The organism is Mucilaginibacter sp. P4_E8, assembly GCF_056401495.1.
The window spans coordinates 1-12,656 of record NZ_JBFUJG010000050.1 but is presented as its reverse complement, the minus strand read 5'-3'; the positions used below and the strand labels follow the sequence as shown (position 1 = coordinate 12,656).

Here is a 12,656-nt window from a genome sequence, read left to right as displayed (position 1 = left end):
TAAGATGGTATTAAGGTTTGAACTTAATTGGTTGTATAACACTCAAAAATATCGGTATGGTGTGGTAATTTCATCTGATATTTTTTCCAGGTACTATACGATATTGCCATCATTATAACCCTTGCAATCCAGAAAAGAGAGAAAATCGGCTATATTTAAACCGGGAGCTTTGCCAATACATGTTTGAGCTGAGTGCTGCGCATAATCACTTTGCCATCAGCATAAATTATAAAACCTTTTCCTTTATGGTATTTGGTTCCTGTTTTATCCCATAAAATGCTAATAAGATGACCGTGATACAGCACATTATCCAACGCAAACCACTTCCATTGGTTTTGGGGGATAAGTGGAAAAACCTCCAGGATATTATCTGTACGCGGTTTTAATCCAACCAGGTCGCTGATCACCAGATCACAAAAACCCGAGTGGTTGTAGTAGCTGCTCCGTGGGTTATCGCCTTTGAGCCAATAGCCTGTTTTTTCGTCCTGGTATTCGCCCAGGTAAGGCACCCCACGCTTAATGTGCGACAGCGCATATTTGTGCAATTCATTATAAAAAACTGCCGGGGTCATGCTGTCTTTATTTTGATAATTGGTAAGCAAATTAGCCAGGCCCTTCAGGGTTTGCGTGGTGGCAAATGGCCATACAGCTCCATCCCACTCGCAGCCATGCCCTGTGCCATGGGTACGGAATAAAGGATGGCGTCGTTCGGCCGTGGTGATACCCCATTGGGCGTTGAAACCTTTAGTATCCGTTAGCTGATTCCATTGCTTAGCATAGGTTGGCTTATCATCAGGCAGGTTGAAGTACCAGGGAATAAATCCAATCTCTTCCCGTGCACCGGCAAATTTTCCATCGGGTTTTCTTACTTCGAAAAATGAGGCAGAATCACTCCATAAGCTATCCTGTACCAATTTTTTTAATTCGGCTGCTTTTTGGGAATACTTGGCCTGCAGGGTATCGTTACCAATTAAAGAGGCCATTTTTGACAGTGCCACCGCATTACCGTACATGTAACTGTTGATAGTGGGCCGGATATTTTTTATTTTTCTTGAACCGCTGATGGATTCTTCCATGGCATCCCTAACATCAAACTGCCAGAATAGTTTGGAAGGTAATTGCTTTTCGGTTTCCCATTTATTGTAATCCAGATTAAGTGAAGGGAGTGCCTGCTGTATAAAAGATTTATCCAGGTTAACAAGGTAATAGTTATAAACAGCATCATCTATCCAGCTACTAAAAGCATGCAGGTGCGGCTTTTTTTGTTTGGGATCAACATACAGCCAAAAATTAATGTACTGGTTAATATACTGCGGATCATGCAGCCAGCGGCCCTCATAAACCTGGTGACCAAGCGCACTGCTTGAGCTGTTATAAACACCCGTAAAGCTTACCGGTGTTATAAATTCCGTAAAGATGAATCCATCAGGTGTTTGTTTTAGGTGTTTACGGAACGTCCACCAGCGATAATAATATATTTTTTGGATAGCAGAATCTGGGCACTCAAACAACGGGACATTTTTGGCCAACCAATCATAAGCATGATCGTTCGTTACGTAATTCTTAACAGCTTCGGTGTCAATTGAATTAAAATAGCTGACGTAGTTTTTTAGCTTATTAAAACCAAGCAAATGTTTTTGCTGTGCATGAGCATTAATTGCTGTGAGGCTCAACAAACCAATGATAAAGCCCAATATTGCAGATCTCTTCATCGTTATTTTATACCTCAACCATAGCTTTTATGACACCGTTAGCCGGGTTTAACCAACTTTCAAATTGATCTTTTACTTCATCAAATTTTACCCGGTGTGTTATATAAGTCTGGGGATCAACCAAACCGTTTTTCATAGAGCTGATAACATGTTCAAAATCTTCGCGGGTGGCATTGCGGCTGCTCATCAGGGTGGCCTCGCGTTTGTGAAACTCGGGGTGACTAACTATAATCTCATCCCTTTGCAAACCCACCAACACATACCTGGCTCCGTGTGCCATATACTGAAAAGCACCGTTTATAGCTTTTTGATTGCCGGTGGCATCAATTACCACGGTAGGCATATTGCCGTTGGTGATCTCTTTCAGCCGTTCCATCATGTTCTCGTCCTTTACATTTATGGTATGGGCAATCTTTAAATTATCCTTACAAAATGCCAAACGCTGAGGGTTGAAATCGGCGGCTATAACCACACCACCAGCTATACGTGCAAACTCCATAATGCCCAAACCAATAGGACCTGCACCAATTACCAGTACAAATTCTCCCTGTTGCACATTAGCCCTGCGTACCCCATGTGCTCCTATGGCTAAAGGCTCAACCAGCGCCAGTTCATCAAAGCTAAGTCCTTCGCCATGTACCAACAAGTGCGATGGCACCTGTAGATATTCGGCCATGCCGCCATCGGTGTGTACACCGCAAACCTGTATGTTTACGCAGCAATTTGGCTTGCCAGAACGACAAGCAATACAATACCCGCAATTAAAATAAGGAATAAAAGTTACCGATTCACCTTTTTCAAAACCCTGTCCATCGCCCGCATCTACCAGTTCGGCGGCCAGTTCATGGCCTAATATACGTGGATAACTAAAAAATGGCTGTGTGCCTTCAAACGCGTGCAGATCTGTTCCGCATATACCAATACGTTTAATTTTCAGTAAAGCGTAGCCCGGTTTAACTTGCGGAGCATCAGCAGAGCCATATTCCAGTTTCCCGGGTGTTATACAGGTCAATACCTTCATTATCTTATATTATAATTATTCTTTACAAAGAAACGCCTCTTTTCCATGGAATAAAATCGTCCTGGCCATGTCTTACCGCACTTACTTCAATTTCGCCGCTTGCCACTTTTATTACATAGTCCAGTATTCTTTCACCAGCTTGTTCAATAGTTTCATCTCCCTCCACAATGGTTCCCGTATTAATGTCGATGATATCGCTCATACGGTTAAACAAGGTAGTATTTGTAGCGATCTTTACCACAGGCGTAATCGGGTTACCTGTTGGCGTACCTAAGCCAGTGGTAAATAAAACCACATTGGCTCCTGAACCAACCTCGGCTGTAGTTGATTCCACATCGTTACCAGGGGTACATAATAAATTCAAACCGGGCTTAGTAACTTTTTCCGGATAATCCAGCACATCAGCTACAGGCGATGTGCCACCTTTTTTTGCTGCACCAGCAGATTTGATGGCATCGGTTATCAAACCATCCTTAATATTTCCGGGCGATGGGTTCATATAGAAACCTGAACCTGCCTCTTCGGCACGCTGGCTATAGCTGCTCACCAGGCTGGCAAAACGCTCGGCTTTATCTTTATCCAGACAGCGGTCTATCAGGTTTTGCTCTACACCACACAGTTCGGGAAACTCCGCGAGAATAACTGAACCGCCAAGTGCCACCAGCAGATCTGATGTGTAACCAATAGCCGGATTAGCCGAGATACCCGAAAAGCCATCAGAACCGCCGCACTCCAAACCTATTACCAGCTTACTTAAAGGCGCGGGCAGACGGGTATAGGCATTAGCCTGCATTAAACCGGCCAGCGTTTGGCGTATGGCTTGTTCTAACAGATCGGCCTCTTTACCTGTTTTTTGCTGGTCAAGAATGTATAAAGGTTTATTAAAGTTTGGCGAACGTTTATTGATCTCCTCCTGCAAGGTTTTTACTTCCGCATTCTGGCAACCCAGGCTCAGTACCGTAGCCCCTGCCACATTGGGATGTGTTATATACCCCGCCAGTAAGCCACATAAAGTGGTAGAATCCTGACGTGTACCGCCACAGCCGCCTGTATGGCTTAAAAATTTAATACCATCCACATTGGGAAATAATTTATCGCCACTGATCCGGGCAGTATCACCTTCAATTTCGGTATATAAAACTTCGTCTATTGCGCCGCCAGCCTTAATCTTACTGATGAGTTGCTGGGCCTTGATCTCATAAGTTTTTTTGCGGCCATAACCTAATGGTTTTACCAGTGCTTCCTGCAATACCTCAATGTTGCGGTTCTCACAAAACACCATAGGGATAACCAGCCAGTAGTTTGCCGTACCTACGCTGCCATCTTCACGATGATAGCCTTTAAATGTTTGACTTTGCCATTTGCTTACATCAGGTTTGTGCCAGTCGGTATGGCTGCTGCCAGTTAAAAAACTGTTTGCAGCATGTACTACATTACCTGTTGATAATAAACCACCTACTGGTATGCGGCTTTGCGATTTCCCAACCAATACCCCATACATAATTATTTCGCCGCCTTCGGCAATATCGGCAATAGCAAACTTATGCTTTGCGGGTATCAGTTCAATTATTTTATAGCGGTTATTTTGATAAACAACCTCCTCACCAGCTTGCAGATCGGTAAGCGCTACCAACACATTATCTGCCGGATGTACCTTTATTATTTTTTTTTTCATGGTGTTTAATTCAGATAGTACTAAGCTCAAGCTGTCCTTTTGCATTAATACGGTTTAATTGTTCAATTACAGCATCCTTAAAACCGGACAAAATACTCAGGTCAGCATCCCACAACTCTTTATTCTTTAATACGTTTTGCACTACGGTATTAATATCGGCATTTTCCCAAATTTTTGAAAAATATTCGGCCTGGCTGTCGGTAACTTTGTATATCGTGTTATTAGCTGTTCCTGTATATTGTCCCTGGGTGCCACCTTTAACCCGCATAAATCTGATGAAAGCCGCAAAACCAAGCGCCATACCCATAGGTACCGAATTAGTCTGCTTATAATGATTTAATAATAACGGAATCACCCTCATCTTAATTTTAGTACTGTACTGCATGGAAATGCTTAACCACTCATGCCTGATATTCGGGTTACGGAATCTGTCTAAAACCTTACCAGCAAAGTCAGTCGCTACGGCATCATCAATTTGGTAAGGAATGGCCGGCTTGATCTCGTTAAACATTAATTGCGTGATGAATTTGGTAAAGTGCTCATCGTCCATCGCCTCTTTAACTGTTTTGAAACCTGAAAGATAGGCCACCGCGCAGCTTAAAGTATGGCTTCCGTTTAGTAAGCGCAGCTTTAACTCCCTGAACAATTCAATATCCGGCGTTATTACAACACCTTTATCTGCCTGGCTGAATGTTAATACCGATGCAATTTTATCATCACCCTCAATAGCCCATAAACTGTAGGTTTCTGCCATGATGCTCAGGTTATCGATATAACCATTTTCAATTTCCAGTTCATCACTCAGCGCCTTATCAGGCTTGCCAGGTACTATTCTATCGACCAGCGAATTACAGAAACTATTGCTACTTTCCAGCCAATCCATAAATGCCGGTTCCAGCTTGTTCAAATGAGCCAGTTCTAATACTATGGATTCTAACTTTTTGCCATTATCAACAATAAGTTCGGTAGGTATAATTATTAATCCGCTGTCTTCGCTACCATCAAATGCTTTATAACGCTCATATAAAATAGCCAGTAATTTACCTGGATAGGAAACCGGAGGGTGCTTGCTTACATCTTCTTTTACCAACTTTATACCCACCTCTGTGGTATTGGATATAACCACCTGTAAATGTGGGTTCCGGGCAACTTTCAATATGGCATCCCAATCATTTGTTGCCGAAAGCACCCTGCTGATGGCCGAACATATTACCTGTTCATTCACTTCTTTTCCGTTTTCAATCCCTTTTGAATAAACAGTATATAAGCTATCCTGCTTATCAAAATCAGTTACCGAACCGGTATCTGTTGATTTTACAACTACTATCCTGCCATTAAAAATCCCGTTACGATTGGCCTTGTCAATAAAGTAATCGGGCAGGCCTCTTAAAAGCACACCTGTACCAAATTGCAATATTCTTTCGGGCAGATCAAATATTTGCTCGCCGGGCAATTCAACTGCCGGTATGCTTATCTTTTTTAGGTTATATCTTGATAAGATCATTGTGCTTGATAAATGGGGTATCTATATAAATTAATTATTGTTTTATTGCTATTTGTTGTGTAACCCAGCGCACCAGATCATTGGCTGCCTTAAAGTTGTCATAATCGGGTGGTAGCTTACGGCCATCAGTGTACTCATTGTAAAACCAGGGATCGCCCACGGCGAACACGGTGCCTTTACCATATTTAGCTGTAGTAACAACTACACCATTCCCGTTAGTGAGCCGGGCTACAGCCGGTGCAGTGAGCTGAAGAGTGCTCAACTCTTTAATATATATTTTTTTTGCAGTTTTAAATATGGTATTTCCGTCGGGTATATTGATTGCGCCTTGCTCAAACTGGCGACCAGCTACATGATTAACGCTATTTTCATTAAAATGAATACCGAATTTTGCCATCAGCTTGTTCAAATGTGTAAACTCGGCGTTGCCTGTGTCATTATTTAATACCAGCAATACACCGCCGTTTTTCACCCATTCGCTTATGGCTTTAATATGCGGGTTTTCTATGTATTTAACATCAGGGTTTTCTTTGGGGATATCCGGATCCGTAATAATATAAACAGCTGCTTTTTTCAGGTTAGCGGCATCCGGAGCCTGGTATAAGGTCTCTGTATGTAAGCCATAAGTATTAAAAATATGCCCGAATAAAGAGGAACCATTGTTGTCCCACTCTTCCCATTTGTAATGGAAGGAAATATTTGTGCCGGTAACATTATCCTTCCTGTGTTCATCATTAAAATAACTGTCGAGCAGGGCAATTTTACCTTTACCTGCGTTAAAATGAGCCAACCGCTCTATCTCCGTGCTGGCCAGCATAAAGCTGCCTACACCTTTTGTTTCGTTAACAACCGGTCTTTCGCTGGTATAATATTGGTAACTACCATCTCGATAAGGGTTCCCTCCTAAACCTACCGCACCACAAACGCCTTTTATATTAACCTGCCCACTGGCGTCGGTTTCTATAAATTGTTTGAGAATGCCTTTGTATGCTTTTTGTGCTATCGGTAAATACTTTTCGGGCAGATATCCTTCTCTTACACCTTTGGCCAAAGCATATACAAACATGCAAGAAGCTGATGATTCAAGGTAGTTGCCTTTTTCGCCCGCCTTATCTAAAACCTGATACCACACACCCGTACTTTTATCCTGGTAATTAGTAATAGCCGCGGCAAAACGGTTCAAGATTGCCAGTAACGCCGCACGTTTTGGATGGCTGGACGGAAACTGATCCAATGCATCAACCAAGCCCATAGCATACCAGCCATCTGCCCTGCCCCAGAAAGTTGCAGAAAGCCCTGTTTGGGGATTAGCCCAGCGTTCTTTTTTACTTTGATCCCAACCATGGTATAACAAACCTGTTTTAGGATCACGTGCATATTTTTCCATCAGGATAAACTGATTGGCTATATCATCAAAATCAGCGTCTTCATGGAATGTAGTAGCGTATTCGGCATAAAAGGGCCCGGCCATGTACAGCCCATCAAGCCACATTTGGTTAGGATAGCGTTTTTTATGCCAGAAACCGCCTTCGGGTACACGCGGGTGCTCACTTAGTTGCTTACGCAGTAAGTTTGTGGCTTTGTAGTATTTTTCGGCATTTAAAACACGATAAAGCATGAGCAAGCTTCGACCTGATAAAATATTATCCAATGTATAATCCTGCGATTTATAAGTGCGAATGGAACCATCTGCATTAACGTACCTGTCCATGGCTCGCTGTATGTATTTAAAATATTCATTGTCTGCCGTTTGCAGCCATACACTTTGCAACCCCTGCAAAACTATGCCCTGGTCATACGTCCAGTTATTGCTGGGTAAGGAGTCTTTCCATAAATGCATGGCCGTAGTTGCCATCCGTTGTGACCACGGCTTTTCTGTTTGCGCGTGCAGCAACAGACCCGAAAAAAGAAAAGTAAACAACAGCAATAATTTCTTCATTATGTAGATCATTTTATAGATAATACATCCCAATTATCAGTACCGCTCAGGATGTTTTTTATGGTATATTTCTTTATTTCCGCCTCAGTAAGCTGGTGCGACCATGATACACGATCACTCGTAACCGCACCTTTACCTGTACTTTTATACTCTGCAAAAAAGGCTGTCTTTTCATTTTCCGGATTACGCCAGTTATCCCAGCCTGCTGCAAATACAGGGCTGGCTATATCGGTATTAATAAAAACAACTTTTGCATAAGGGCGCCACGGCCTGCCGAGGAATACTTTTTTTACACTATCAACAGCCAAAAGCCTGCAATCAAAAAACACGAAGCCAAATTGTTGTCGTTGTGTTGTGGCTGGAGCAGTAATAAACGAGTTTTTAAGGTTCTTTAGCTCACAATGTTGAAACACCGCAGTAGCCTCGCCAAAAATAAAATCTGTAGTGCCTTCAATATAACAATTCTTATAAAACTGACGGCTATTTTCAGTACCCGCATATAAGGTATCCTGGTTACCCAGCAAACGGCAATTTATTACAGCACATCTGTCACCTTCCACATGCAAAGCCACAGCTTGCCCAACCGGTCCGGCTGCATTTTCAATAGTCAAGTTTTGGGCAATAAAATCATTACCCTGCACCAGAACAGTGTATGATGTATACGTAGTGAATTTATCCTTACCAAAGGCATCCTTACCTTGTGGGTTTGCCTTACCCGAAAAATCATTATTAGTGATGATGGTGTTTCCTCTATCCTCGCCAATTAATGAGATCCTCGTTTTCCATGAAGGAATGACTAACTTTTCACGATAGATGCCTTTTTTAATATAGATTGAAACTTGCACTTGCGACAGATCGCGCACGGCATTTACAGCTTCCTGTATTGTTTTAAAATCGCCGCTTCCATCCTGTGCTACCGTAAAATGAGTTGGATACGTAACCGCCTGTGCCAGCAAAATTGCCGGAGTAAGCAAACCCAATATCGATAACAGTAATTTCCTCATCTTTCCCTCTATTATTTAGCCATCACTAACGCGCTGTTAACCGCGCCCGAACCAAATTCAACCTTAGTTTTAGCTTTGGAGGTATCGGTATTTAAGAGCTGTATACGCGCTGATTTTTTACCGGCAATTTTAAACAGCAATTGCGCGTTATTATAAGTCACATGGTCAAGCGTAATGTCGCTGCCATTCTGGATATTGATCAACGGATTAGTGTCTTTACTTTCCAGGTACACATTTTTAAGACTAACATCCTGCCCCTCAATAATATCGGCTCCTTTATCAGTCAGAAAAGAACTATTTTCTATGTGGATACCTTTGATACTCATTTCGGGCAGCCCCCTGATCATAAGCGCCTTTTCGGCACCGTTACATACTACATTATTTACATAAAAATTCCTGAACGATGGTGTAGCTTCTGTTACAGGGATAACAGTTTTATCATTAACCTCGTCATCTTCACCCGGCGATTTACCCCCGTAGTACATATCAAAAAGTATAGCTTCATGTAATATGGCCCTCATGCTGATATTTTTGATAAAGATATTTTCCACTACACCACCACGGCCACGGGTAGTTTTAAAGCGCAGGCCAATATCAGTACCGATAAAAGTACAGTCAGACACAAAAATATTCCTTGCCCCACCAGACATTTCACTGCCTATTACAAAACCGCCATGTGCACGGTAAACTATATTATTCCGTACAATCACATTTTCTGTCGGTTTACCCCTCCTGCGGCCCTCTTCGTCTCTGCCAGATTTAATACAGATCCCATCGTCGCCGGCATCAAAAGTGCTGCCTTCTATCAGTACATTTTTACATGATTCCACATCAATACCATCACCGTTCTGCGCGTTCCATGTATTTCTTACCCGTACATTTTGCACGGTCAGGTTTTCACATAACAGAGTGTGAATATCCCAGGCCGGTGAATTTTGAAGCGTTACCCCTTGCAACAATACTTTTTTGCAATTGGTAAGTACCAACATATTGGGCCTGAAAAAATCTTTCATCGGCTCATTGTCTTTTAGGGTTTTGCCCTGGCCCAGGATTCCGGCTCCTGGGGTTTTAAGGCCATTTACATAGCTTTCTGAGGGATACCATGATCTTCCGTTCTCACTAACCACGCCACCAGATGCCACCAGCTTTTTCCATTCAGCCTCGGTAAGTCTTTCTTTACTTATGGCACGCCATACCTCGCCATGCCCATCAATAATGCCATCACCTGTAATAGCTATATTTTCAAGGTTAGTACCTGAAATCGGCGATTCATTACGTACAGCCGCATGACCTTCATAATTGCCTTCAACCAGCTTATACTGGCTTTTATCATCGGTAAATTGCAGTAGCGCGGCTCTGCTTACATGAAGGTTCACATTACTTTTCAACACCACGGGACCGGTGAGCCATAAGCCTTGAGGAATAAGCACTACTCCCCCGCCCTTTGAACTACAAACAGCAATGGCTTTATTAATACTGCTGGTATTTAGTGTATGCCCATCGGATTTGGCACCATATTTTAAAATGTTAAAAGTATCTTTTTTAAATACAGGACTGCTAACATGCGGTAAATGCTGCCATGAATAGGGCTTAACCTGCGCCGAGGCAAAGAGCGAACCTGTAGCAAACAAGGCCACAATAGCAAATGATCCTTTTACGATAGACATGTTTTATATAATAATGGTTAGCCAAATAATTGGTACAGAAGAGGCATTTTTATATGCGTTTTAAGCATATAAAAACCTAATTCCTAAACAAGATTAATTACTCTTGATTGATAAAAAAAAGATATGATCAACTAAATCTGTGCAATCGTTCCCGGAAACGATTGCACAATTTTTCACCAATTAATTGTCTTTGGGGGATTTTTAAAATATTCGAAAAATCTAAATTTTAAAGCAATTTAGGCTGATTACAAATGATTAGGAACTATTCGCAATCCTGTTATTTTAACAGTTATTATAGGAGTACGGTGATTTAATTATCTCCCATGATTTCATTTGCCATATATTTTTTCTCATAAAAATTTAAGCCTGACTTTTTAAAAAGCCCCAGCTCAGGTTTTAAACGGTTCTCGAAAAATTTAAAATCCCTTTTTTCAGGAGAGGTCCATGCTGCCTCCGCAAGGGCACATATCCTCGGGAATAACATAAAATCGAGCCTTTGTATACCAGGAATAGTTTCTGTCCAAAGATTTGCTTGTATGCCCTTAACAAGATCCTCATGCCCCTTTGTATCAGGAAAATTGTTCAGCGAAAATGAATAAACATCTTCTAATGCATTAAACTTACCATCCCATTTACGTCCGTTGGTAAGCAAACTATCCTGTACAAAATCAAAATAAAGAGGCAAACGAGGACAAAGTACTACGGAAAATCCTTTATCAAGTGCTTTTTTTAATTGTTCGGGTTTATTTTGCCGCCACCAGAAAACTATAGTTTCATTTACCGGAAGATTAGTATCAACCGCTTCATCCCATACCAATACCTTATTGTTTAATTCCCTTATAGAATCTGCCATTCTGGAAACAAAATACTGCTCTACTTTAGCAATATCAGTAAGCGCATACTGCTTCATAAGCGCTTTAACATCACCGTCGGTTTCCCAATTTTTATTTCCATAACTCACTTCATCTCCGCCCATATGTATCATATGGGACGGAAATAGCACATTTACTTCTTTTAAAACATTACTGAGATAGGAATAAGTTGATTCTTTACCCGGGTTAAATGTATAATCAGGGTATTTTGGGGTTCCTCCTCCATTATACTCAGGATAAGCCATATTTGCAGCTCTGGCATGGCCGGGCATATCAATCTCAGGAATTACTTCAATAAAACGCTGCGCAGCATATTGCACTATCTCTTTAATATCTTCCTGCGTGTAAAATGTTGCTGTAGTAAATGGATCTGTATAATTACCTATGCCTCCAACCAGTGCGAGTTTAGGATATTTTTTAATTTCAATTCTCCAACCATTCTGGTCAGTCAAATGCCAGTGAAACCTGTTAAGTTTATAATAAGCCATCCAATCGAGCAAGCTTTTAACTTTTGCCTTACCCATAAAATGTCTTGATTCATCCAGCATAAAGCCTCTCCATAAATAAAGCGGTTTATCCTCAATTTTCCAGCAGCTAAGGTTTACCGCATTTTCTTTCACATCGCCTTTTCGTATTAGTTGTAGCAAGGAAACAGCACCATCAAATGCTCCCCTATCTGTTGACGAGCTAATGATGACATGCTTATCATTCATTTCCAATGAATAACTTTCTGGGTCTTTCCCCGACTTCTTTTTAATAAAGCTGACCGACCGTTCTTTAGTTTTGGTTTTTAAAGGCATTGATATACCGGTATATTCCAGCACTTGTTGCTGAAAGAACAAGGCAACCTTTTCAAATTCTTTATCCTGTACGCTGACAACTGCGCCTGAGGATAAAACAAATTCAGCATCAACCTTACTAAAATGATCAGGAAGTGGTATGATATCGGGTTGTTGAGCTATCGCCCGCTGAAAAGAAAAAAATAGAATTATACCAATTAGGATAGACTTTATCATAATATGAATTTAAAACTCCGTGTACGCACCCGAAAATACAATTATTTTCACAAATGAATTTGCTAAATCACATAAATTGAATATTGCCAAAAAACTCAGGTAAATGAAAGTCAGGCTTTTCGTTATAAATCTTATTCCAACTAAAGAAATGAGGTTCTGGTAAATCGTCGCCACATTTAAAGAAATTGCAAAGGCCTTTTTCTTGCTCAAAAGAAGTTAAGTCAGTATAGGTAAACACCTCCATGG

The 12,656-nt window shown here is 41.4% G+C and carries 9 protein-coding genes; all 9 read right to left on the bottom strand.

Annotated features, from left to right (window positions below; genetic code table 11):
- Positions 1 to 155: 155 nt before the first annotated feature.
- A complete protein-coding gene (locus AC1DRQ_RS17560) occupies positions 156 to 1,712 on the bottom strand; it encodes an MGH1-like glycoside hydrolase domain-containing protein (RefSeq protein ID WP_477425925.1) in 1,557 nt (518 codons plus the stop codon).
- Positions 1,713 to 1,719: 7 nt separating this feature from the next.
- On the bottom strand, positions 1,720 to 2,733 hold the full coding sequence (locus AC1DRQ_RS17555; protein WP_477425923.1) for a zinc-binding alcohol dehydrogenase family protein: 1,014 nt from the start codon (positions 2,731 to 2,733) through the stop codon (positions 1,720 to 1,722).
- A gap of 22 nt (positions 2,734 to 2,755) precedes the next feature.
- Complete coding sequence (locus tag AC1DRQ_RS17550; protein WP_477425921.1) at positions 2,756 to 4,408, bottom strand: UxaA family hydrolase; 1,653 nt, start codon at positions 4,406 to 4,408, stop codon at positions 2,756 to 2,758.
- 10 nt (positions 4,409 to 4,418) lie between these two features.
- Positions 4,419 to 5,912 (bottom strand): tagaturonate reductase, encoded by a 1,494-nt coding sequence (locus tag AC1DRQ_RS17545; protein ID WP_477425919.1) that lies wholly within the window; start codon positions 5,910 to 5,912, stop codon positions 4,419 to 4,421.
- Between the two features lie 34 nt (positions 5,913 to 5,946).
- Positions 5,947 to 7,851 carry a glycoside hydrolase family 88 protein gene (locus AC1DRQ_RS17540; protein WP_477425917.1) on the bottom strand — a complete coding sequence of 635 codons (1,905 nt, stop codon included), beginning with the start codon at positions 7,849 to 7,851 and terminating at the stop codon, positions 5,947 to 5,949.
- An 8-nt stretch (positions 7,852 to 7,859) separates the two neighbouring features.
- Complete coding sequence (locus AC1DRQ_RS17535) at positions 7,860 to 8,855, bottom strand: pectinesterase family protein (RefSeq protein WP_477425916.1); 996 nt, start codon at positions 8,853 to 8,855, stop codon at positions 7,860 to 7,862.
- 11 nt (positions 8,856 to 8,866) lie between these two features.
- Positions 8,867 to 10,522 carry a glycoside hydrolase family 28 protein gene (locus AC1DRQ_RS17530; RefSeq protein WP_477425914.1) on the bottom strand — a complete coding sequence of 552 codons (1,656 nt, stop codon included), beginning with the start codon at positions 10,520 to 10,522 and terminating at the stop codon, positions 8,867 to 8,869.
- A 310-nt stretch (positions 10,523 to 10,832) separates the two neighbouring features.
- Complete coding sequence (locus tag AC1DRQ_RS17525) at positions 10,833 to 12,410, bottom strand: beta-N-acetylhexosaminidase (RefSeq protein ID WP_477425913.1); 1,578 nt, start codon at positions 12,408 to 12,410, stop codon at positions 10,833 to 10,835.
- Between the two features lie 67 nt (positions 12,411 to 12,477).
- Complete coding sequence (locus tag AC1DRQ_RS17520; RefSeq protein WP_477425949.1) at positions 12,478 to 12,654, bottom strand: carbohydrate-binding family 9-like protein; 177 nt, start codon at positions 12,652 to 12,654, stop codon at positions 12,478 to 12,480.
- Positions 12,655 to 12,656 lie beyond the last annotated feature (2 nt).

What these genes read in the sequence shown, in the direction of transcription:
- AC1DRQ_RS17560 (WP_477425925.1), bottom strand. Translation starts at nt 1,712, where the DNA reads ATGAAGAGATCTGCAATATTGGGCTTTATCATTGGTTTGTTGAGCCTC.
- AC1DRQ_RS17555 (WP_477425923.1), bottom strand. Translation starts at nt 2,733, where the DNA reads ATGAAGGTATTGACCTGTATAACACCCGGGAAACTGGAATATGGCTCT.
- AC1DRQ_RS17550 (WP_477425921.1), bottom strand. Translation starts at nt 4,408, where the DNA reads ATGAAAAAAAAAATAATAAAGGTACATCCGGCAGATAATGTGTTGGTA.
- AC1DRQ_RS17545 (WP_477425919.1), bottom strand. Translation starts at nt 5,912, where the DNA reads ATGATCTTATCAAGATATAACCTAAAAAAGATAAGCATACCGGCAGTT.
- AC1DRQ_RS17540 (WP_477425917.1), bottom strand. Translation starts at nt 7,851, where the DNA reads ATGAAGAAATTATTGCTGTTGTTTACTTTTCTTTTTTCGGGTCTGTTG.
- AC1DRQ_RS17535 (WP_477425916.1), bottom strand. Translation starts at nt 8,855, where the DNA reads ATGAGGAAATTACTGTTATCGATATTGGGTTTGCTTACTCCGGCAATT.
- AC1DRQ_RS17530 (WP_477425914.1), bottom strand. Translation starts at nt 10,522, where the DNA reads ATGTCTATCGTAAAAGGATCATTTGCTATTGTGGCCTTGTTTGCTACA.
- AC1DRQ_RS17525 (WP_477425913.1), bottom strand. Translation starts at nt 12,410, where the DNA reads ATGATAAAGTCTATCCTAATTGGTATAATTCTATTTTTTTCTTTTCAG.
- AC1DRQ_RS17520 (WP_477425949.1), bottom strand. Translation starts at nt 12,654, where the DNA reads ATGGAGGTGTTTACCTATACTGACTTAACTTCTTTTGAGCAAGAAAAA.